This is a genomic window from Kribbella sp. NBC_00382 (assembly GCF_036067295.1).
Lineage (GTDB): Bacteria > Actinomycetota > Actinomycetes > Propionibacteriales > Kribbellaceae > Kribbella.
In genome coordinates, this window is the sequence record NZ_CP107954.1 from 6142338 (window position 1) to 6164399 (window position 22062).

19 protein-coding genes and 1 riboswitch are annotated in these 22062 nt (G+C 68.7%); of the genes, 15 read left to right on the forward strand and 4 right to left on the reverse strand.

The annotated features are described in order from the left end of the window. The first annotated feature begins 31 nt into the window (after nucleotides 1–31). The 11 genes from cobN to OHA70_RS29290 all read left to right on the forward strand — a co-directional run bounded on the left by cobN (nucleotide 32) and on the right by OHA70_RS29290 (nucleotide 14989). The gene (gene cobN / locus OHA70_RS29240; protein ID WP_328322897.1) at nucleotides 32–3751 is read left to right on the forward strand and encodes a cobaltochelatase subunit CobN; all 3720 of its coding nucleotides are present in this window, start codon (nucleotides 32–34) and stop codon (nucleotides 3749–3751) included. Between the two features lie 44 nt (nucleotides 3752–3795). Next, the gene (gene surE, locus OHA70_RS29245) at nucleotides 3796–4551 is read left to right on the forward strand and encodes a 5'/3'-nucleotidase SurE (RefSeq protein WP_328322898.1); all 756 of its coding nucleotides are present in this window, start codon (nucleotides 3796–3798) and stop codon (nucleotides 4549–4551) included. Between the two features lie 337 nt (nucleotides 4552–4888). Further along, a riboswitch (cobalamin riboswitch) is annotated at nucleotides 4889–5018 on the forward strand. A 233-nt stretch (nucleotides 5019–5251) separates the two neighbouring features. Continuing rightward, a complete protein-coding gene (locus tag OHA70_RS29250) occupies nucleotides 5252–7423 on the forward strand; it encodes a magnesium chelatase subunit D family protein (RefSeq protein ID WP_328322899.1) in 2172 nt (723 codons plus the stop codon). After that, a complete protein-coding gene (cobO, locus tag OHA70_RS29255; protein ID WP_328322900.1) occupies nucleotides 7423–8037 on the forward strand; it encodes a cob(I)yrinic acid a,c-diamide adenosyltransferase in 615 nt (204 codons plus the stop codon). The genes OHA70_RS29250 and cobO overlap by 1 nt, the downstream gene beginning before the upstream one ends. Further along, the gene (locus OHA70_RS29260; protein WP_328322901.1) at nucleotides 8034–9389 is read left to right on the forward strand and encodes a cobyrinate a,c-diamide synthase; all 1356 of its coding nucleotides are present in this window, start codon (nucleotides 8034–8036) and stop codon (nucleotides 9387–9389) included. The genes cobO and OHA70_RS29260 overlap by 4 nt, the downstream gene beginning before the upstream one ends. Further along, nucleotides 9386–10855 (forward strand): 5,6-dimethylbenzimidazole synthase, encoded by a 1470-nt coding sequence (gene bluB, locus OHA70_RS29265; RefSeq protein ID WP_328322902.1) that lies wholly within the window; start codon nucleotides 9386–9388, stop codon nucleotides 10853–10855. Before OHA70_RS29260 ends, bluB begins: the two co-directional genes overlap by 4 nt. Further along, nucleotides 10852–11466 (forward strand): hypothetical protein, encoded by a 615-nt coding sequence (locus OHA70_RS29270; RefSeq protein ID WP_328322903.1) that lies wholly within the window; start codon nucleotides 10852–10854, stop codon nucleotides 11464–11466. The genes bluB and OHA70_RS29270 overlap by 4 nt, the downstream gene beginning before the upstream one ends. Before the next feature lie 127 nt (nucleotides 11467–11593). After that, nucleotides 11594–12706, forward strand: a complete 1113-nt coding sequence (locus OHA70_RS29275; RefSeq protein WP_328322904.1) for a LolA family protein — start codon at nucleotides 11594–11596, stop codon at nucleotides 12704–12706. Nucleotides 12707–12834: 128 nt separating this feature from the next. Next, complete coding sequence (locus tag OHA70_RS29280) at nucleotides 12835–13707, forward strand: ABC transporter ATP-binding protein (RefSeq protein WP_328322905.1); 873 nt, start codon at nucleotides 12835–12837, stop codon at nucleotides 13705–13707. Next, entirely contained in the window at nucleotides 13694–14581 is an 888-nt protein-coding gene (locus tag OHA70_RS29285; RefSeq protein WP_328322906.1) for an ABC transporter permease, read from the forward strand. The genes OHA70_RS29280 and OHA70_RS29285 overlap by 14 nt, the downstream gene beginning before the upstream one ends. A gap of 12 nt (nucleotides 14582–14593) precedes the next feature. After that, nucleotides 14594–14989 (forward strand): DUF4260 family protein, encoded by a 396-nt coding sequence (locus OHA70_RS29290; protein ID WP_328322908.1) that lies wholly within the window; start codon nucleotides 14594–14596, stop codon nucleotides 14987–14989. A gap of 9 nt (nucleotides 14990–14998) precedes the next feature. On the opposite strand, the gene OHA70_RS29295 is transcribed toward OHA70_RS29290, so the two are convergent. After that, nucleotides 14999–15826 (reverse strand): alpha/beta fold hydrolase, encoded by an 828-nt coding sequence (locus OHA70_RS29295; RefSeq protein WP_328322909.1) that lies wholly within the window; start codon nucleotides 15824–15826, stop codon nucleotides 14999–15001. 73 nt (nucleotides 15827–15899) lie between these two features. Between OHA70_RS29295 and OHA70_RS29300 the strand changes: the two genes are divergently transcribed. After that, nucleotides 15900–16493, forward strand: coding sequence for a TetR family transcriptional regulator (locus OHA70_RS29300; RefSeq protein WP_328322910.1), 594 nt, complete (start codon nucleotides 15900–15902; stop codon nucleotides 16491–16493). Nucleotides 16494–16502: 9 nt separating this feature from the next. Then, the gene (locus tag OHA70_RS29305) at nucleotides 16503–17336 is read left to right on the forward strand and encodes a putative RNA methyltransferase (RefSeq protein ID WP_328322911.1); all 834 of its coding nucleotides are present in this window, start codon (nucleotides 16503–16505) and stop codon (nucleotides 17334–17336) included. A 46-nt stretch (nucleotides 17337–17382) separates the two neighbouring features. On the opposite strand, the gene OHA70_RS29310 is transcribed toward OHA70_RS29305, so the two are convergent. Beyond that, nucleotides 17383–18051, reverse strand: a complete 669-nt coding sequence (locus OHA70_RS29310) for an FMN-dependent NADH-azoreductase (protein WP_328322912.1) — start codon at nucleotides 18049–18051, stop codon at nucleotides 17383–17385. Nucleotides 18052–18173: 122 nt separating this feature from the next. Here OHA70_RS29310 and OHA70_RS29315 point away from each other — a divergent pair, with 122 nt between their 5' ends. After that, entirely contained in the window at nucleotides 18174–18701 is a 528-nt protein-coding gene (locus OHA70_RS29315) for a MarR family winged helix-turn-helix transcriptional regulator (protein WP_328322913.1), read from the forward strand. A gap of 1 nt (nucleotide 18702) precedes the next feature. Here OHA70_RS29315 and OHA70_RS29320 read toward each other — a convergent pair whose 3' ends face one another. Together OHA70_RS29320 and OHA70_RS29325 are read right to left on the reverse strand one after the other, a co-directional pair. After that, complete coding sequence (locus OHA70_RS29320) at nucleotides 18703–19356, reverse strand: response regulator transcription factor (protein WP_328322914.1); 654 nt, start codon at nucleotides 19354–19356, stop codon at nucleotides 18703–18705. A 3-nt stretch (nucleotides 19357–19359) separates the two neighbouring features. Then, nucleotides 19360–20616, reverse strand: a complete 1257-nt coding sequence (locus OHA70_RS29325) for a sensor histidine kinase (RefSeq protein WP_328322915.1) — start codon at nucleotides 20614–20616, stop codon at nucleotides 19360–19362. Nucleotides 20617–21012: 396 nt separating this feature from the next. Here OHA70_RS29325 and OHA70_RS29330 point away from each other — a divergent pair, with 396 nt between their 5' ends. Continuing rightward, complete coding sequence (locus tag OHA70_RS29330; RefSeq protein WP_328322916.1) at nucleotides 21013–22062, forward strand: ABC transporter substrate-binding protein; 1050 nt, start codon at nucleotides 21013–21015, stop codon at nucleotides 22060–22062.

Below are 22062 nucleotides of genomic sequence, written 5' to 3' on the forward strand. Positions count from 1 at the left end.
CGTGGACACCCCGAGGAAGGACCGGCCGCGCGTGCCCGCGAACCTTTTGCTGCTCTCCACCGCCGATACCGACTTGCTGGCCGCTTCGCAAGCGCAAGCCGGCTGGAAGGTCGCCAACCCGGCCCGGGTCGAGCTCGATGGCGTTCCCACCCTGCTTGACGGCGTCGAGGTCGTAGTGGTCCGCCTGCTGGGCGGTCGCCGCGCCTGGGAGGAGGGTCTCGACGCCGTCATCTCCTCGGGCATCCCCACGGTCGTACTGAGCGGCGAGGCAGCCCCCGACGCCGAGCTCATGTCGATGTCGACCGTCCCCGCCGGCGCCGTCACCGAGGCCCTCGCGTACCTCCGCGAGGGCGGCTCCGAAAACCTCCAAAACCTCGCAGGCTTCCTCCGAGACACCATCCTGCTCACCGGCGACGAGTTCGACCCACCCAAAACCCTCCCGACCTACGGGATCCGCGCCGGCCGTACCTTCGCCAAGGACCACAGGCCAGTAGTCGGCATCGTCTACTACCGCGCCCACGAGATTTCCGGCAACACCGCCTTCGTCGACGCCCTCGCCACCGCGATCGAGCAGGCCGGCGCCCAGCCCCTTCCCCTGTACTGCGGAACGCTGCGCGGCCTAGACCCCACGCACGAAGACAACGCCGACCTCTTCACCCTGCTCAAGGAATGTGACGTCCTAGTCACCACCCTCCTCGCAGCAGGCGGCACCGTCGCCTCCAACGCAACAGCTGGCGGCGACGACTCCTGGGACGCCGGCGCGCTCGCGTCCCTCGACATCCCTCTCCTTCAAGGCCTCGCGCTGACCTCGACCAGGGAGCAGTGGCTCGAGAGCGACGCCGCGATCAGCCCGCTCGACGCCGCCACCCAGGTCGCGATCCCCGAGTTCGACGGCCGCCTCATCACCATCCCGTTCTCCTTCAAGGCGTACGACGCCGAGGGCATCGCCAGCTACGCACCCGACGAGGAGCGCTGCGCCAGGCTCGCCGGCATCGCAGTAGCCCAGGCCAAGCTCCGCCACGTAGAACCCAAAGACAAGAAGCTAGCGCTCGTACTCTCGTCGTACCCGACCAAGCACGCCCGGATCGGCAACGCCGTCGGCCTCGACACGCCGGCCTCAGCGGTCGTCATCCTCGGCCAGCTCAAGGACGCCGGCTACGACCTCGGCCCCGACCTCAACCTCGACGAACTCCAGGGCGCTGACGGCGCCGACGGCCTGATCCACCGGCTGATCGCGGCCGGCGGTCACGATGTCGACTGGCTGACCGACGAGCAGCTGTCGAGCGCAGTCGCGAAGATCCCGCTCTCGACGTACCAGCACTGGTTCGGCAAAACCCCCGAAACGTTGCAGCAAGCAATGATCGAGGCGTGGGGTGAGGCACCCGGTTCCCTGTACGTCGACCAGTCCGGCCCCGAGCCGGCGATCGCTCTGGCGGCGCTCCAGTTCGGCAACGTAGTACTGATGATCCAGCCGCCCCGCGGATTCGGCGAGAACCCGGTCGCGATCTACCACGACCCGGACATGGCGCCGTCGCACCACTACCTCGCGGCATACCGCTGGCTCGAGGCGCCCGTAGAAGAGGGCGGTTTCGGCGCCCACGCGGTCGTCCACCTCGGCAAGCACGGCACGCTGGAATGGCTGCCGGGCAAGGGCATCGGTATGGCCGCAGACTGCGCGCCCGACGCCGTACTGGGCAACCTTCCGCTCGTCTACCCGTTCATCGTCAACGACCCCGGCGAGGGCACGCAGGCCAAGCGCCGCGGGCATGCGGTGATCGTCGACCACCTGGTACCACCGATGGCGCGCGCCGAGACGTACGGCGACATGGCCAAGCTGGAGTACCTGCTTGACGAGTACGCGACGGTCTCGGCGCTTGACCCGGACAAGGTCCCGACCCTGCGCGCCCAGATCTGGACCCTGATCCAGGCCGCCCAGCTGCACCATGATCTGCACACGTCCGAGAAGCCGGAGGACGAGGAGTTCGACGAGTTCGTCCTGCACCTCGACGGCTACCTCTGCGAGATCAAGGACGTCCAGATCCGCGACGGGCTGCACATCCTCGGCGGCGGGCCGGACGGCGAGGCACGGGTCAACCTCGTTCTCGCGGTATTGCGTGCGCAGCAGATGTGGGGTGGCGTCTCGGGCGCCGTGCCCGGGTTGCGGGCCGCGCTCGGCCAGACCTTCGGCGTCGACGAGGCTGCCATGCTGGAGAACCCGGGCGTCGCAGTACCGGAGCTGAAGGACCTCGCGACATTGGCTGATCTCCCCGCCGTGAGCGGTGCCGACGGTGTGGACCTGCTGGAGGCCGTCGCGCGCAAGCTGGTCGTCGGGATGGAGACGCTCGCGTGGGATGCCGCCAAGGTCCCGGTCGTCATCGAGGAAGTACTCGGGCGCTCATCAATCCAGGTTGAGAAGTCGTTGCAGTTCGCGGCGGATGAGGTCGTACCGCGGCTGGCCCGCACCGGCGATGAGCTGACCAACGTACTGCGCGCGCTCGCCGGCCGATTCGTCGAGGCCGGCCCGTCGGGTTCGCCCACTCGCGGCCTGGTGAACGTCCTGCCGACCGGACGGAACTTCTACGCGGTCGACCCCAAGGCGATCCCGAGCCGCAACGCCTGGGACGTCGGCGTCGCGCTCGCCGACTCGCTGCTCGCCAGGCACAAGGCGGAGACGGGGGAGTGGCCGCGATCGGTCGGCCTGACCGTCTGGGGAACGTCCGCGATGCGCACCCAGGGCGACGACCTCGCCGAGGTGCTCTGGCTGCTCGGCTGCCGCCCGGTCTGGGACGAGGCTTCGCGCCGCGTCACCGGGTTCGAGGTCGTCCCGCTCGAGGAGCTCGGCCGGCCGCGCGTCGACGTGACGATCCGGATCTCGGGCTTCTTCCGGGATGCGTTCCCGCATGTCGTCTCGCTGCTCGACGAAGCGGTCCGGACAGTCGCCGCGCTGGATGAGGATGCCGAGAGCAACTACCTCCGGGCGCACGTCGACGCTGATGTTGCTGCTGGCAACGACATGCGCTCGTCGACCGCGCGCGTGTTCGGGTCCAAGCCCGGCTCGTACGGCGCTGGGCTGCTGCCGCTCGTTGACGCGCGCAACTGGCGTACCGATGCTGAGCTGGCAGAGGTCTACGCGGTCTGGGGCGGGTATGCGTACGGCAAGGACCTCGACGGCGCGGAGGCTCGCCCGTCGATGGAGCGGGCCTACGCTCGGATCCAGGTCGCGGCCAAGAACGCGGACACCCGCGAGCACGACATCATGGATTCGGACGACTACTTCCAGTACCACGGGGGCATGGTCGCGATGGTCCGGCACCTGACCGGTTCCAACCCCAAGGCGTACATCGGCGACTCCGCAGTACCGGCCCAGGTGAAGACTCGGAGCCTGGAAGAGGAGACCAAGCGCGTCTTCCGGGCCCGCGTGGTGAACCCGCGGTGGATGGCGGCGATGCAGCGGCACGGGTACAAGGGCGCCTTCGAGATGGCGGCGACGGTGGACTACCTGTTCGGGTACGACGCCACGGCCGGCGTGGTCGACGACTGGATGTACGAGACGCTGACCACGGAGTACGTCGCGAACCCGGAGATCGCCGAGTTCTTCCGCAAGTCCAACCCCTGGGCGCGGCACGGGATCGCCGAGCGGCTGCTCGAGGCCGCCCAGCGTGGATTGTGGGCCGAGCCGACCGAGGAAGCACTGGAAACCCTGCGCACTGCGGTTCTGGAAACAGAAGGTGACATCGAGGATCGCGGCTGAGACATCCGGCCGCGGCGACGGCCAGGGTGTGATTGGGTGGACGCATGGCGCCCGAACAGCTGAGAGTCCTGGTCACCAACGATGACGGCTACGAGTCCCTGGGGATCCAGGCGCTCGCTGCGGCCATGGAGGGCCTCGGCCATGCGGTGCAGGTGGTGGCGCCGTGGGACGACCAGAGCGGCGTCGGCAGCTCGCGCGCCGGGATGATCGGCAAGGCGGTCGCGTCGAAGACCGGTGAGAACGGGTTCATCGGGATCGACGGGACGCCGGCGTTGGCCGTCACACTCGCCCGGCTGGGCGCGTACGGGCCGTCGCCTGATGTGGTCGTATCCGGCATCAACAACGGGCAGAACATCGGCCCGATCCTGCACTCCGGTACGGTCGCCGCCGCGCTGACCGCCTCGAGCCAAGGGTTGTCGGGGCTCGCGATCAGCATCGACTCGGAGGACCCGCAGCACCTCGACACGGCGGGCGCGGTCGCGGCGGAAGCGCTCTCCTGGCTGCTGGAGCAGCCGCAGGGCACGGTCATCAACATCAACGTTCCCGACGTACCGATCGCTGAGCTGAAGGGCGCTCGTTGGGCGCGGCTCGTTGGTTATGACCGGTCCCGGCTGGTGCTGGAGAAGGCGCCGACGGGGGAGCCGGTGGTCGGCCTGGTACTGCGTGAGCCCCCGACCGAGACCGACACCGACGAGGCCTTGCTGCTCGCCGGGTACATCACCGTCACCCCGATCACCGGCGTCGGCGAACTCCCCGGCGACTCGGCCGCCACCCACCTCTCAGCCGCCTTCACCAACTGACACATCCGCCACACCCACCTTCCCCACCGCCCCACCGCCCCGCGAGCGCCCACCGCCCCGCCGCCACGCGAGCGCCCACCGCCCCGCCGCCACGCGAGCGCCCACCGCCCCGCCGCCACGCGAGCGCCCACCGCCCCGCCGCCACGCGAGCGCCCACCGCCCCGCCGCCACGCGAGCGCCCACCATTTCGGTGGTTAACCCCCGAGCCGGTGGGTTGCCTCCCGTGCATACAGGGTGGCAACCCACCACTTGAGTGGATAACCCCCGAAATGGTGGACGCTTGGGGCGGTGAAGATCGCCACAGGGCTCCCGGCCGTACGCGGGGTGGTTGGTGTGGAATGATCGCCGGGACGGTAGTGGAGGAACACCGGTGACGGCCTGAGACGGCCGGATTCCGGGGCGGTCCCGCCACTGTGACCGGGGTCGTTCCCGGAAGCCAGGACATCTGCTGCCGTCCGCCAGGGAGCGCTCTCCGCGCGCCCGGCGTGCCAAGTGCCGAGGCGGGCGTGGACACCCGCGGGACGAAGGGACACCACCCGTCATGCGGTCTGCTCCAACCGGATCAACCCCCTCGAACAGCAACGAGCCGCCGCCTCCGGCCGGCCAGCGCCCGCCCGCCCCCGCCGTCGGCCAGCGCCCGCCCGCCGCTTCCGTCGGCCAGCGCCTGACTGCTGGTTTCCCCTTCACAGCGGTGGTCGGCATGTCCGACCTCCAGTTGGCGCTGATTCTCGCTGCGGTCTCGCCGGCGATCGGGGGCGTGCTGATCCGGGGCGAGAAGGGCACGGCGAAGTCCACCGCGGTCCGGGCACTCACCGAGATCCTCCCCGCCGTAGACGTCATCGAAGGCTGCCGCTTCTCCTGCGACCCAGCCAACCCCGACCCGACCTGCCCCGACGGTCCGCACCCGTCAGACTTCAGCTCTCAGGCCCGTCCGGCCCGCCTGATCGAGCTGCCCGTGGGCGCGACCGAGGACCGTGTTCTTGGTTCCCTCCATCTCGAGCGAGCGCTCTCTGAGGGCGTGACCGTCTACGAGCCGGGTCTGCTGGCTGCCGCCCACCGCGGGTTGCTGTACGTCGACGAGGTCAACCTTCTCCACGACCACCTGGTCGACGTACTGCTCGACGCCGCGGCGATGGGCCGCGCGACCGTCGAGCGCGACGGCGTCTCGATCACCCACCCGGCGCGCTTCGTCCTGGTCGGCACGATGAACCCCGAGGAAGGCGAACTCCGCCCGCAGCTCCTCGACCGCTTCGGCCTGACCGTCGACGTCGTCGCCAGCCGCGACCCCGCAGTACGGGTCGAGGTGATGCGCGCGCGACTCTCGTACGAGGCCGACCCGACTGCCTTCATCAACCGGTACGCCGGTGCGCAGGCCGAACTGTCCGAGCGCATCGTCAAAGCCCAGTCCCGTCTGGCGGACGTGATCCTCACCGACGCCGCGCTGCGCCAGATCGCCGAGATCTGCGCCTCCTTCGACGTCGACGGCATGCGCGCCGACCTCGTCACCGCCCGCACTGCGGTCGCGCACGCTGCCTGGTCGGGCCGGACTGTCGTCGAGGTCGAGGACGTCCGAGCCGCCGCCAAACTAGCCCTCCCACACCGCAAACGCCGCAACCCCTTCGACGCCCCCGGCCTGGACGACGACCAACTAGAACAAGCCATCCAAAACAGCACCCCACCGGACGACGACCCCGACGACGACCCAGACGGCGGTCCCGACGGCCCGCCCGGCGGGAACCCGGATGGTGGCGACTCGAACGGCGACGACCCCGACAACACCCCGCCGACCGACACCGACCGCGCGCCGAACACCGACGCCGAACTCGACCGCCCCGACGCGACCCAACCGCCGACGAACGCCTCCGATCCGGACCAGACGAAGAACCCGGGGAGCGCTCTCCCCGGTCCGGCACCGATCGGCGAGGTCGCTGCCAGCTCCGAGCCGTACAAAGCCCGCCTCCTGAGCGTGCAATCAGCCGGCGCAGGCGTCGCCGGCCGGCGCTCCAAAGCGCTCACCGACGTCGGTCGCGTCGTCGGCGACCGCCCCCGAGCCGGCCGAGAATCCGGCCGCCCCCACCTCCTCGCCACCATCCGCGCCGCCGCCCCCCACCAACACGCCCGCGGCCGCTCACTCCCCGGCAGCGCCGATCGCGATGGCGCCGGCCCTGGTCGCACTGCCCCCGGTAGCACCGGCCCTGGTCGCACTGCCCCCGGCAGCACCAGCGCCGGCCCCGGCAGTACTGGTCTGGCCCGCTCGGGTGGCGGCCTTGCCGTCCGCGCCTCCGACGTGCGGCTCGCCGTTCGTGAGGGCCGCGAAGGCAACCTCGTGTTGTTCTGTGTGGACGCGTCCGGCTCGATGGGGACGAAGAAGCGGATGACCGAGGTCAAAACAGCGATCGTCTCGCTGCTGCTCGATGCCTACCAGCGCCGCGACACCGTCGGCCTGGTCACCTTCGCCGGGGCCGAGGCAACAGTCGCCCTCCCGCCGACGGGCAGCGTCGAGACCGCAGTGCGGCGTCTTGAGTCCCTGCCCACCGGCGGTCGCACCCCGCTGGCCGAGGGATTGCTGAAGGCTTCCGACGTACTCCGAATCGCCGCGATCCGCGATCCCCGCAGGCGTCCCTTGCTCGTCCTCGTCACCGACGGTCGCGCAACTGCCGGTGACAAGGCGTTCGCCAGGGCCAAGCAGGCCGCTGGCTGGCTCGGGCAGCAGGGGATCGCTTCGGTCGTGGTCGACTGTGAGCCGCGCCGCGGAGTCCGGCTGGGACTAGCAGGGGAGTTGGCCGCCGATCTCGGCGCGGAGTACCTGGATCTGGGAGAAGTTGCCGCGGGCAATCTTGTTCGCGCGGTCACCGATCGGAGCGCCGCCTGATGCCGCAGGGACAGCCAACCGTCGTACCGCAGGACGGCCTGACCACCCGGCAGCGCCGGAACCGGCCGCTGCTGATGGTGCACACCGGTGAAATGAAGGGCAAGTCGACCGCCGCGTTCGGGATGGCGCTGCGCGGCTGGAACCAGGGCTGGAACATCGGCGTCTTCCAGTTCGTCAAGAGCGCGAAGTGGAAGGTCGGCGAGGAGAGCGCGTTCCGGGCCCTCGGGAAGTTGCATGAGGCAACGGGTGAGGGCGGCCCGGTCGAGTGGCACAAGATGGGCGAGGGCTGGAGCTGGTCCCGCAAGGCCGGCACCGAGGAGGACCACGCCGCCGACGCGCTCGAGGGCTGGCGCGAGATCCAGCGCCGGATCGCCGCCGAGACCCATGACCTCTACGTGCTCGACGAGTTCACCTACCCGATGAAGTGGGGCTGGGTGGACGTCGACGAGGTGGTCGAGACGCTGACCAACCGCCCGGGCCACCAATACGTGGTGATCACCGGCCGCAACGCTCACCAGAAGCTGCTCGACGCCGCCGACCTGGTCACCGAGATGACCAAGGTCAAGCACCCCATGGATGCCGGCCAGAAGGGCCAGAAAGGCATCGAGTGGTGATTCCACGGGTGGTGATCGCGGCGCCGTCGTCCAGCGCGGGTAAGACGACGGTTGCGGTCGGATTGATGGCTGCGCTGCGGCGGGCCGGGCACACGGTGGCCGGGTTCAAGGTCGGGCCGGACTACATCGACCCGGGCTTTCACGCGGTGGCGACCGGACGGCCGGGGCGCAATCTCGATCCGATGCTGTCGGGTGAAGAACGGGTCGCGCCGCTGTTCGCACATGGGAGCGTGGGCGCGGACATCGCCATCGTCGAGGGCGTGATGGGCCTGTACGACGGCGCGCTGGGCACTGAGGGGTACTCGTCGACCGCCCACGTCTCCAAGTTGCTGCAGGCACCGGTCGTGCTGGTGGTGGACGCATCGGCGGCCGGTCGCAGTGTTGGCGCGGTCGTCCAGGGGTTCGTCGCTTTCGACACCGGCGTGCGCATTGTCGGGGTGATCCTCAACAAGGTTGGCTCCGACCGGCATGAGGCCGAAGTGCGGGCAGGGGTTGCGCCAACCGGCGTACCGGTTCTCGGTGTACTGCGTCGCGATACCCGGCTGACCGTTCCCAGTCGGCACCTCGGACTCATCCCCGCCGACGAGCAACGCGAGCAGGCCGTGACGGCAGTCGACGCCGCCGCCGAACTGGTGAAGCAAGGCGTCGACCTGGAAGCCTTTGTCGCCGCTGCACGTGCGGCCACTCCGCTCGATGTGATCGCTTGGGATCCCGCCGCAGAGGTGGCCCCGGCCGAAGAAGGCCGCCCGGTGATCGCCGTGGCCGGTGGCCCGGTCTTCTCCTTCCGCTACACCGAGACCGCCGAGCTGCTGACCGCCGCCGGCGCCGACGTCGTCACCTTCGACCCGCTGCATGAATCCTTGCCTGAGGCAACATCAGCGCTGTACCTCGGCGGCGGCTTCCCGGAACTCCACGCGGAAGCGCTCTCCGACAACGTCGCGCTCCGCGACCAGGTCGCTGCCGAGATCGCCGCCGGCCTGCCGGTCGTCGCCGAGTGCGCCGGCCTCCTGTACCTGTGCCGCGAACTCGACGGCCACCAACTCACCGGCGTCCTCCCCGCCAAGGGCCAGATGACGAGCCGCCTCACCCTCGGCTACCGCACCGCGATCGCCGCCTCGACGACGGCGATCTTCGACGAGGGCCGCCGCGTGCACGGGCATGAGTTCCACCGGACCACTGTGGAGTTCGACGAGGACGTCCCGGCCGCCTGGTACCTACCGGGCGGCAAGCAGGAGGGCTTCGCGCGAGCCCAGATCCACGCCTCCTACCTCCACCTGCACTGGACGGCCACGCCCGACGTCCCGGCCAGGTTCGTGGCGGCCGCACGAGTCCACGCGGGGCTGGAGAAGTGAGCCTCATCCTAGGCATCGGCCTACGCTCCGGTACGTCGTACCGGGAGCTCCGTGACCTCGTGGACTCGGCGCTGGTCTCGCTGCAGCCGGCAACCGTGAGCCAAGTGGTCACAGTCGACGGCAAGGAGACAGAGCCCGGTCTGCAGCGACTAGTGGCCTCACTGGGAGCGACGCTGTTCACCGCGACCAAGCTGGAGCTCTCTCAGCAACCAGTACCGACTCCCAGCGAGCAGGTCGACCGCCTGGCCGGTACTACGAGCGTCGCCGAGGCAGCTGTCATCCTCAGCGGCGCCGAGCTCGTACTACCGAAGCAGGCCTCGGCGCGAGCAACCGTCGCCGTCGGCCGGCTGCCAGAGACGGCCGGTGGCGCGGCGGGCGCAGCCGGTGAGGCGTCGGCCGCGGGGGTGACACCTGCTCCTGGGTATGCGGTGGGGGAGCGGGACGTAGTTCACCGGGTACTGGCAGAGCGGCGTGATGTGAGGCGTGGGTTCCTGGACCGGCCTATTGCCGATGACGTGCTGACCAGAGTGCTGGAGTCGGCACATCGGGCACCTAGTGTCGGCCTAAGCCAGCCGTGGGACTTCCTGCTGATCAAGGACGTCGCTACCCGGCGGAAGATCCATGACCTCGCCTCTGCGCAGCGCGACGCCTTTGCGGCTTCACTACCCGCCGACCGGCGCAGCTCCTTCGACGGGTTGAAGATCGAGGCGATCCTCGACACTCCGCTGAACATCGCCGTCACCTGTGACCCAGGGCGAGGTGGCCGGCACGTACTGGGTCGGCATGCGGATCCACGGACCACCTGGTTCTCCGCGGCCATCGCGATCCAGAACCTGTGGCTGGCAGCACGCGCGGAAGGGCTCGGCGTCGGCTGGGTGTCCTTCTTCGAGCCTGGTGAGGTCGCAGCGGTACTGGATCTGCCTTCGCACGTTGAGCTGGTCGGGTACCTCTGTATTGGTCACGTGGTGGAGTTCGCTGCGGCCCCGGAGCTGGTGAGGAGCGGCTGGGCTGCTCGGAGGCCGCTGTCGTGGGCAGTGCACCAGGAGTCATGGGGACAGCGCGGGTTGCCGGGTGTGGAGCCCAGTGCCGTGATTGCTGGGGATGCTGCTGCGGCGACAGGCGTAGTACGGGCTGTAGGTGCACAGGTGGTTCGCATGATCGTGGCTGAGGTCGCGGCTGCCAGCTATCTGGAGCAGGCGGATGCGCTCGTAGTACAGGTTGGTACTGAGAAGCCTGCTGCCGACTACGGAGTGCTGTGGCGTCCTGCACGGACAGTGGATGAGGCTGTCGAGCTAGGCGTGGAAGTAGCGCGGGATCTTGTGCTGCAAGGGGTTGGGGCGATCCAGCTGGAGCTGGTCTCGGACTCGGCGCATGCGGCCGGACTGGCGCGCGGGGTGCGGTTGGGGGCGCTGGCCTGCGGAGTGGTCATGGATGAGCCGGTGGAGGTGAAAGACTCCTCTGCATGACCGTCCCACCCCAAGGCCCTGCGCCTATGTACGTTCCCGCCTTCTCGATGAAGCAGCGGATCACCCTGATGGCGAACAGGTACGAACTGCTCACCACCAACCCGGATGGCACCGACGGGCCGCTGCTGGCGTTCGCGCAGCAGAAGCGGATGGCGTTCAAGGAGCAGGTGACCTTCTACGCCGACGACACCAAGGCCCAGGCGGTCTTCTCCTTCAAGGCCCGCAAGCGCCTCGACCTCGGGTCGGGGTACGACGTCTTCGACGCGAACGGCCAGCCGATCGGCTGGTTCAAGAAGGAGTTCGGCAAGAGCCTGCTGCGGTCGAGCTGGCAGCTGACCAGCCCGGGGCTGGAGTCCGACGGCAGCGAGCGGAACCCGACGATCGCGATCGTCCGGCGGATCTGGCAGTTCGTCCCGTTCGTCGGCGAGATCCCGCTGCCGTTCATCTTCCACTTCGACTTCAAGGACCGCGCCACCGGTCAGCCGGTGCTGTCGGTCGAGCGCAAGATCTCGGTCCGCGACCGGTACCGGGTGAGCGTGCAGGACCCACGGCTCGACTTCCGGGTCGCCGCCGCGATGACGGTCGCGCTGGACGCGCTGCAGAGTCGCTGATCTGTACTACGCCCGCAGTACGTTCCGCACCTGGACGTACTGCGGGCGTAGCTGTCTGCTCACTCTTTTGGGTGAACGGACCCTGAGCCGCTTGGTTCGGCGGGTGCGCGGTGCGAGTCTTGTAGACATGGGTGCAGCGAAGCGCAGTCGACGGTGGTTGGTGCCGGTCACGGCAGTCGCAGTGGTGGCAGGGGTGGGGGCGTTCGGGCCGATGGTCGCGGACGCGTCTCCAGACCTGCCCGGGATCACCGCGCAGGAGCTGCTTGCCCGGGTGCAAACGGCGAAGGTCGACGGTCTGTCGGGCACGGTGAAGTCGTCGACCGACCTCGGTCTGCCGACGCTGCCCGGGATGGACGGCCAAGCCACCCAGTTCCTCGACCTGCTGACCGGTGACCACACCGCGCGGGTCGCCTTCGCCGGACCTGACAAGGCACGGGTCTCGGTGCTCGACAACATGGCCGAGCGGGTGCTGACCACGGACGGCAAGACCGCGTGGGCCTATGACTCGGCCAAGCGCGAGGCGACCAAGATCGCAGTGCCCGCGCATACGGCCAAGCCGGAGGTCGCACCGGAGAAGCAGACCTATGACCCGCAGGCGGTGGCGCAGAAGTTCCTGGCCGCGATAGACCCGACCACCAAGGTCGAGGTCAGCGGCACCGAGAAGGTGGCCGGCCGTGACGCGTACAAGCTGCGCCTGGTGCCGAAGACGGACCAGACCACGGTCGGCTCGGTGACGCTGGCGGTCGACTCCAAGACCTGGGTACCGCTGCAGGTGACCGTGATGCCGCGGACCGGCAAGGACCCGGCCGTGCAGCTCGGGTTCTCGGCGGTCTCGTTCGACGTACCGTCCGCGAGCACCTTCGCGTTCACGCCGCCGAAGGGTGTGAAGGTGACGGAGCAGAAGGTCCCGTCGAAGGCCCCCGGCAAGAAGACCCCGCCGATCGTGCCGAAGCCCGGCGCCCCGAAGCCGTCCCAACCGTCCCAGCCGTCTACGGACCGGCCGACCGTTGTCGGCGAAGGCTGGAACGCCGTCGTCGAGCTCCACGGCAAGGCCCAGACGGGCAACCCCGCTCTCGACCAACTCCTGGCCAAGGCGCCGACCGTGCAGGGCACGTGGGGCAGCGGCAAGATCCTCTCCACCAAGATGGTCAACGCCCTGATCACCACCGACGGCCGCATCTTCGCCGGCCTGGTCACCCCAGAAGCCCTGCAATCCGCCGCCGCCAAGGCCCCCCGCTGACCAACCAGGCGACCCCGGTGCCCGACGTGACCCCAACCCGCGGTGAGCCAACCTCACCACCCACCGACCCAGCCGCTCCGATTGTCACGCAGGGGCTCACCAAGCGGTTCCGGGGTGGGCAGGTGGCGGTGGACTCGATTGATCTGGTGGTGCCGGCGGGAAGTGTCTTCGGTTTTCTCGGCCCGAACGGGTCGGGCAAGACGACGACCATTCGGATGCTGCTCGGGCTGATTGCACCGACCTCGGGGTCGGTGGAGCTGCTGGGTGAGCCGATGCCGAAGGCGCAGCTGTCCGTGTTGCCGCGGGTTGGAGCGCTGGTCGAGGGGCCGGCCTTCTATCCGTTCTGGACCGGGCTGGCGAATCTGCTGCGGTTCGATGCGGCTGACCGGACGGCCGATCCGCGGACGCGCAAGCTGCGGGCGGGGCAGGCGTTGGAGCGGGTTGGGTTGTCGAACGCGGCGGGTAAGAAGGTTCGCGCCTACTCACTCGGGATGCGCCAGCGCCTCGCGATCGCCGTCGCGCTGATGCAGCGCCGGGACCTACTGGTGCTGGACGAGCCGACCAACGGCCTCGACCCGCAGGGCACTCGCGAGGTTCGGACGCTGATCCGCGAGCTGGCTGACGACGGTACGACGATCTTCACCTCCACCCACTTGCTGGCCGAGGTCGAGCAGGTCTGCACGCACGCTGCGGTGATGAGCCGTGGCCGGATCGTCCGCCAGTCGACGATGGCGGAGCTCCGATCCGAGCTGCGTCCGCGGCTGGTGGTTCGCACGCCCGACCTCGAACAGGCGACGAAGACGTTGACCAGCCTCGGCGTCACCGACGTACGGCGGCTGGAAGAGACCGTCGACGGCGATGCCGGCGAGCTGCCGATCGACAAGCTTGCGGCCGCGCTCGTCGCCGCGGACGTGCGGATCCACGGCTTCAATCTCGAGCACCCCAGCCTCGAGGACGCCTTCGTGGCGCTGACCGGGGAGGGCTTCGATGTCGCTGAGTGAGACCGCGGACCGACGCGACCTGGGCACGGTGGCTGATCAGAACGTGCGACGGCCGACAGCCGGGCGGCACGCGATCGCGTTGTTCGCCTCTGAGCTGCACCTGGTGTTCGGACGAGCCCGGACGTGGGTGACGCTGGCGGTGCTGGCCGGTGTGCCTGTGCTGGTCGGGGTTGCGATCAAGCTGTCCGGGGCCGAGGGCGGCGGCGATGGTTTCATCGGCCAGGTCGCAGGCAACGGGTTCTTCCTGGTGGTCGCGAGTCTTGGGTTGTCGCTGCCGTTCTTCTTGCCGACCGCAGTGACCGTGGTGGCGGGGGAGTCGCTGGCGGGTGAGGCAAGTCTCGGCACCTTGCGCAACATGCTGACGGCGCCGGCCGGGCGGTCGCGATTGCTCGCGGCGAAGTTGGTGGCGCTGGTGGTGTTCTGCCTGGCCGCGACGATGACGATCTGGCTGTCCGGACTGATCGCGGGCGTGGTGCTGTTCCCCGTCGGTGATGTGGTCCTGTTGTCGGGGACGACGGTCTCGCTGGCCGATGGACTGCTGCGCGCGTTCGGGATCGCGATCCTGGTCGCGTTGTCGTTGCTCGGGCTGGCCGGCGTCGGCCTGTTCGTGTCGTCGCTGACCTCGACGCCACTCGCGGCGATGGCGGCGACGTTCGGCGCGTTCATCGTGTTCGGCATCCTCGGGGCGATCCCGCAGATCTCCGAGATCCACCCGTGGCTGTTGATGTACGGCTGGCCCTCGTTCGCCGACCTGCTTCGAGATCCGCCGTACTGGGACGCGATCGTCCGCAACCTCCTGCTGCAGGCCGCCTACCTGTTCGTCTTCTACACCGCAGCCTGGGCCCGCCTCACCACCCGCGACATCAACAGCTAGATACTCGTCCGTATGTCTGTCACCAGCCCGCCAGTCGGCCGGGTCGCCAAGCGGGTGTCCTGGGCTGCGCTCGCAACATTCCTACTGGCCTTCGTCGTGCTCGAAGTGATCAACCATGGCATCCCGGCGCTGGTCGCCGCGGTCCTGTTCCTCATCGTCCCCGACCTGCCGATGCTCATCGGCGCCAGCACAGCAGCCCGCGGCAAGCTGTCGCCGAAGGCCGTCCCCTACTACAACCTCGTGCATCGGCCCTGGATCCCCTTGGCCGTCTTGGTTGTCTACAGCGTCGGCGCCCTTGGCGACTGGGTCCCACTGTTCACGGCGGGGCTTGGCTGGCTCACACACATCGCCTTGGACCGAGCTTTCGGCTACGGCCTTCGCGAACGAGACGGCAGCAGGCGTGTCTGAGCAGAACTGCTAACCACCTGCGGCGGTGCGGTCGGTGGTGAACCAGGTGGCCGCTTGGTCGGCGATGATGCGGGCCAGCTCGTTGGGGGCGTCGTGGGCGATCAGGTGTCCGGCGGTGGGCACTCGGGTCACTGCGACTGCTGGGTTGGCGGTGCGGAAGCGGTTTACCTCGGCGTCGGTCAGGGGCGATGTCGGTCCGCCTCTGACGATGAGGATGGGGAGCTTGAGCATCGTGGCTGTTGTGAGGAGTTCGGGGCCGTGGTTGAAGATGTCCTCGACGAGGGGATCGTGGGTACGGAGGCAGCGGTCGTCGAGCCAGGCGCGGACGCGGACCGGATCGGGGTTGGGTACGACGTCGACGAGGATCAGGCCGGCGACACCTTGCGCCACGCCTGGGTCGGCGAGGGACGCGATTGCGGCCAGCCCACCAAGCGAAGCGCCGACCAGGACGACCGGGCCCACCTCGCTCCGGATCATCGTGGTCACGTCCTCCGCAATAGGACCGAGCCTCGTCGCCTGCCCGGAGCTCTCGCCGTGTCCACGCAGGTCATAGGCCACGGTCCGCAGAGGCCGGAGCGAAGAGCTGCTGGGCCGGCCGGCGCCAGTTCCGGTAGGCCGGCCGGTCTGTCCTGGAGGCCGACTGGCTGATCCCGGAGGTCGGCCGGTCTGTACCGAGGGCCGGCCGGGCGGATGCTCGCGCTGGCTCAACGCCCCCGCGACTGGTGCCCACACGCTGCGGTCTTCACCGCCGGCGTGGAGTAGCAGGAGAGTTGGGCCGGTGCCGGTGGCCGTGCCTCGGAGTTGGGCGTCGGGGCGGGTGAGGGTGAGTTCGGTCATGGGCGGACCTCCATACCTTGGGTTGTCAAGGTAAGTCTTGCCGCCTTGAGGGGTCAAGGTAGAGTCCAGGCCTATGACGACGCAGCGCACCCGACGATCGCCCGAGGAAGCTCGCCTCCTCATCCTGGACGCTGCAGCGGCGCTGCTCGCCGAGGGAGGCGTTGCAGCCGTACAGGTTCGGGCGGTCGCGGCGCGGGTGGGGATGACCGATGCGGGCGTGACGCATCACTTTCAGAGTCGCGACAACTTGCTGCGGGAACTGCTTCGGCATGGTGGGCGGCAGTTGCGGGGCGCGCTGGAGGAGACGCTCAGTAGGTGGCTGGGGGAGGACGCCGAGCTGTACGAGCTTGTTGAGGCGCTCGCGGGGTTGTACCGGCGGGGATACGGCGAGCTGGCGGTCGCGTTGCATGCGGCCGGTTGGCGGGATCGTGGCAGCGGGATGCTGGATCCGGTGGTGCAGGCTCTTCATGAGCTTCGGCCGCGAGGGGCGTCGATCGAGGACACGCGGCTCGCGGTCGCGGCTCTGCATCAGGCGATGGCGACTGAGTCGCTCTACGGGAGCGCCTTCCGTCGGAGCGCTGGACTTACCGGTACGGCGGCGAGTGACTCGGGTGCGCAGCTCCGGTGGTGGACGCGCCAGCTCCAGCTCGCGCTCGGAATGGCTTAGTGTCCGGGTGTGCATCCCGAGTTGGTTTCTGTGCTGCGTTGCCCGGTCTGCGGTGACGGGCTGGCGCTCGTCGGCCGCACTGCGAATTGCCCGCAGCGGCACGCCTTCGATCTGGCCAAGCAGGGCTACCTGAATTTGTTGCCCTCGGCGTCCAGTGGGATCGACGGCGATTCGGCCGAGATGGTCGAGGCTCGGGAGCAGTTCCTTGCCGGCGGGTTCTACGAGCCGGTACGCCAAGCCCTGATTGCTGCGGCCAAAGAGCCCAGTGGCGGCCTAATCGTTGAGGTTGGTGCCGGTACCGGCTACTACCTGGCAGGTGTGGTTGCGGCCGGCAATGGGCGGTCGGGGATTGCGCTGGATGTTTCCCGGTACGCCGCCAGGCGAGCGGCGAAGGTGGATCCGGAGCGAGTCGGGGCCGTGGTCTGCGATGCGTGGCGAGAGCTCCCGATACGGGATGGCGCTGCCCGGGTTGTGCTCAACGTGTTCGCCCCTCGGAACGCCACGGAGATGGCCCGGGTCCTGGCGCCGGACGGGACGTTGCTGGTGGTGACTCCCAATCAGGGGCACCTTAAAGAGCTGGTCGAAGTACTGGGGCTGGTTCGGGTGGATGAGGAGAAGGAACGGCGGCTCAGCGAGTCGCTCAAAGGGTCGTTCACCCGGATCGGCAGCGAGATCGTGGAGGTCGCGATGCAGCTCGACCACGAGGCGGTCGAGCGGCTGGTGGCGATGACGCCGAGTGCGCGCCATACGCAGAAGGCCGAGTTGGCGGAGCGGATCGCAGTACTGGCTGATCCGGTCGAGGTGACGCTGTCGGTCACCCTGTCTACCTGGCAAACCGTCTGATCAAGCGCCGGCTCGAGCACGGCACTGAAACAGACGCAGCGGCGTACTAGGCAGCGGCGCCGGTGAGTTCCTTGGCAACGGCGACCGCGTGCTCCTTGGCGCTGACGTGCGCCTCTTCCTCAGCGACCTTCGATGCCGGGATCAGTTCAGCCATCGCCGGGGTCACCGAGGCGAGCGTGAGCTCAGCGACGGCCTTGCGGATGTTCATCCCGAAGACGTCACCGAAGATGCGCTCCAGGTACGGCGTCGCGTGGTCCCAGCCCTCGCGCGGAGTGCCGGAGCCGTAGCCGCCGCCACGGGCGAGCGTCATGATGATCGGCTTGCCCGTGAGCGGACCTGGGCCTTGGGCCAGCTCCATCTCGGAGAGCAGCACATCCATCCACGTCTTCACGTGCTGGGAGATGCCGTAGTTGTAGAGCGGTACTGCGAGCAGCACCGCGTCGGCGTTCTTGATCTCGGCGATCAGGTCCGCGGCCAGCGCGAGCGCCTCGGCGGTGTCTGCGCGGTCAGCGTCCGGTCCTGCGTCCAGGCCCATCTTGGCGCCGATCACCGCCGGCCAGACGTTGGACGGGATCGGGTGCCGACCGAGGTCGCGCCGGACCACGACGCCGTCCGGGTGCTCCGCCTGCCAGGCAGCCTCGGCGCTGTCGGCGAGCGCGCGGCTGACAGATCCGTCGACCCGGATGCTGGCGTCGACGCGAAGGAGGGTGGTCATGTGGTTCCTCTCAGAATGCTGGGGGCTGCTCAAAGTGAGCTGTCCTCAAGATAGTCTGATGAACAGAACATATTCAAGCCAGATCGTATTCCGGGTGGCGTAGACCACGTACGATGGGTGTCATGAGCAGTTCGTCGCCCGAGGTGGACGCCCGGGCAGTCCGCGGCACTCCGGTCGAGGACGACCTCGGCTGGGCGCTGGGCGTCGTCTTCCGGCGGTACGCGAAGGCCGCCGCCGATGCGCTGACCGACATCCCGGGCGGACCGCGCGGCTATCAGGTGCTCGCCACCACGATCAGGGAAGAGCCGAAGCGCCAGCTCGATCTGGCGGCTCAGCTGGATGTCGACCGCACGGTGATGACCTATCTCCTGGACGACCTGGAGAAGGCCGGGCTGGTGCAGCGTCAGCCGGATCCGACCGACCGCAGAGCCCGGCTGATCGCGCCGACCGAGCAGGGCAAGGAAGTGCTCTGCGATCTCGAGCGCCGGCTCCAGGCGCGCGAGGACCTCGTCATGAGCGGTCTCGACGACGGCGAGCGGATGGTCTTCCGGATGCTGCTCCAGCGGATCGCGGCCCAGGCCAACCAGATCGACCCACTGCGCAACGCCTGTGCCCTGGCCGAAGAGACCGTCGACCCAGCCGACACATAGATCAGCGCAGCGGGACGAAGCCGGATTCGTACGCCTGGATGACGGCTTGCGTCCGGTCCCGGGCGCCCAGCTTGGACAGCAGGTTGGCCACGTGGGTCTTGATCGTCTGTACGCCGAGGATGAGCTCGCCGGCGATCTCCGCGTTGGATAGCCCGCGCGCCATCAGGCGCAGGACCTCCTGCTCGCGCTCGGTCAGCTGGAACTCGTCCAGCCCCGTCGACTGACCCTGCTCGGCCACATGCGCGAGCGCCAGCGCCCGGATCGCCTCGGGGAACAGCAGCGACTCGCTGCCCGCGACCGTACGGATCGCCGCGATGATGTCGTCCGGGGGAGTGCGCTTGAGCAGGAACCCGGACGCGCCGGCCCGCAGCGCGTCGTACACATAGTCGTCGTTCTCGAAGGTGGTCACCACCAGCACCCGCGGAGCCGGGTCGAGGCCGTCCAGCAGTAGCCGGGTCGCCTGGATGCCGTCGACGGCAGGCATCCGGACGTCCATCAGGACGACATCAGGCTGGGTACGCCGAACCACCGGCAGCACCTCAGCGCCATCCCCGGCCTCGCCGACGACGCGCAGGTCGGGCTCCGCGTCGATGATCGCGCGCAACCCGCTCCGGATCAGCGGCTCGTCGTCCACCACGACTACAGAGATCTCCACCAGTTATCCCTTCGTTGTGACGGCGACGGGCAGTGTCACCGCGAGCCGCCAGCGATCCGCGACCAGGCCGGCCTCGACGGTGCCGCGGAGTACGGCGACCCTTTCACGGATACCGGCCAGTCCCCGGCCGCCGCCCGAGTGATCAGCGGCGCCTGCAGTGACCGGGTTGGTCAACTCCAGCAGCAGCCCGGACTTGTCCAGGTTGATCAACAGGTCGACACTCACCTCGCCGGCCGGTCGCCCCGCGTGCCGGATCGCGTTCGTGAGGCCTTCTTGGATGATCCGGTACGCCTCCCGCGAAACGGCGGCGGGCAACTGCTCAAGATCCCCGGTACGCCGTACGCCGACCGTGATGCCGCCGGCCCGAGTCGCCTCGACCAACCGGGTGAGGTTGCCGAGCGTCGCCTGCGGAGCCGTCGCAGACCCTGGCCGGCGATCGTCACGGAGCAGCCCGAGGACGTGGTCTAGATCGGCGAGCGCGGCCCGGGCAGACGTCTCCATCGCGGCCAGCGCCGTCTCGGCGAAGGCGGGATCGGTCGCCAGCACCTTGCGCGCGGCGGCCGCCTGGATGGTGACCAGGCTGAGCGTGTGGCCGACGCTGTCGTGCAGCTCGCGGGCCAATCGGTTGCGCTCGGCAAGGGTTGCCGTCCGGCGTTCGAGCAGCTCGATCCGCTCGGCCGGCGTCGGTCCGAGCAGCCGCGGCGCGGCGTACGCGAGCAGGGCGCCGATCCCGGCGGACAACAGGATCAGCCCGATCACCGCCGCGATGGTTGCCAGCGGCATCCAGAAGTCGGTCCATCGGCCGGTGGTCGTGTAGTCCACGCCGGGGATCAGCTCGCGCCGATCGGGGGAGCGGAAGGGTGCCGCGATCAGGACGGCGCCGAGACCGAAGACGATCGTGGAGAGCACGCCGACGAAGCCGCCGGCGGCCAGGTGCAGGCAGAACCAGGTCGTCGTCCGGCGTCGTTGCGGCCAGGTCCGGGACGGGCCGAGCGGCCGCTCCTCGAAGCGGACGCCGAGCAGCGACTCGACCGCGATGCCTTCCACTTCTCGTACGGCGGGCAACGTGCCCAGTACGAGCGGCGGGACGACCGCGATCAGGATGACGAAGATCGCCGACAACACCGGCGGGAGGTCCAGGCCCTCGAGCAGGGACGCCAGACCGCTGTCGACCAGGATGAAGGCGAGCACCAAGGCGGCGCCGAGCAGCAGGTAGACCCATCGCAGATAGGTCGACCCCCGGACCAGCACGTTCGCCACCCGGCCATCCTTCCAGCCCGCCGGTCTGCCCACCTCCCTCGGCCGGGGGATACGTTTGCAGGTCTGGGTCGGTTCCCGGTGCGCGAGAGCGTTTGCATGATCGAGATCACAGTTCGGGCGGGTTTACACAAATTTGTCCTGGACCGACCCGGTTGGTCCTCGATCGACGTCGCGATCTGCTGTCCGGACGGGTACGGTCTGTGGTCGGGGCGGGGTGCTGGTCCGGTGACGGAGCGGCATGGGGAAACGGCTCCTGGACGGGCGGCAGTCGGATTCTGAGGGGATCCGGACAGTGTTGGACAGCACACGTAAAGACACTGTGAAGTCCCCGAGGGGCCGATTGACCACCCTTCCATATTTGATGTTTGATCAAATATCGGAGAGGAGAAGTCCAGCATGAGGTTCAGACGTTCGGCCGTCGCCCTGGTCGCAGTGCTTGCACTGGCCACCGGGATGAGCGCGTGCAACGACGACAGCAAGACCGGCACGAACGGGGACGCGAAACTGGAGAAGGTCAGCTACCTGACCTCTTTCGGCACCTTCGGCCGTGAGGCCTATGCCTATGTCGCCCTGGACAAGGGCTACTTCAAGGATGCCGGCTTCGACGTGACGATCACGCCGGGCAAGGGCACCGTCGACGTGATGAAGATCGTGGCCGGCGGTCAGGCCGACTACGGGATCGGCGACTTCACCGCGCTGATGATCACGCTGGCCAAGCAGAAGCTTCCGGTCACCACGGTCGGGATGATCCAGCAGAAGTCGATGGCGGCGATCGTCGGCCTGCAGGGCGGTCAGATCAAGGACCGCGACCCGAAGTCGCTGATGAAGGCCAACGGCGAGAAGACCCGGATCCTGGACCAGCCCGGTTCGACGAACCAGGTGACCTTCCCGCTGTACGCCCAGCAGGCCGGGGTGGACAAGTCCAAGGTCGAGTTCGTGCCGTCCCCGCCGCCGGCGCTGGCCGGGCTGCTCGCCGCCAACAAGGGTGACGGCATCGGTCAGTTCGTGGTCGGTGTCCCGCTGGTCGAGGCGGCCGACAAGGAGAAGCACCGCAAGGCCGTCGTGCTGCCGTACGGCGACAAGGTGCAGGACCTCTACGGCAACGCGATCATCGCCCGCGATGACCTGGTCAAGGACCACCCCGCCCAGGTGCAGAAGTTCACCGCGGCGCTGCTCAAGGGCATGGACACCGCACTGGCCGACCCGGCCGCGGCGGCGAAGATCCTGAAGAAGTACGTTCCGGACACCAATGAAGAGGTGGCCGCCAAGGAACTCGTGCTGATGAAGCCCTACGTGAAGCCGGACGGCTACAAAGGGGTGCCCGGTGGGGTCGAGACCGATCGCATCGAGCGCGTCATCGCCGACCTGGTCAAGTACAACGTCATCCAGCCGGGTTCGATCAAGCCCACCGATGTGGTCGACACCGACCTGACTCCCAAGGGCTGA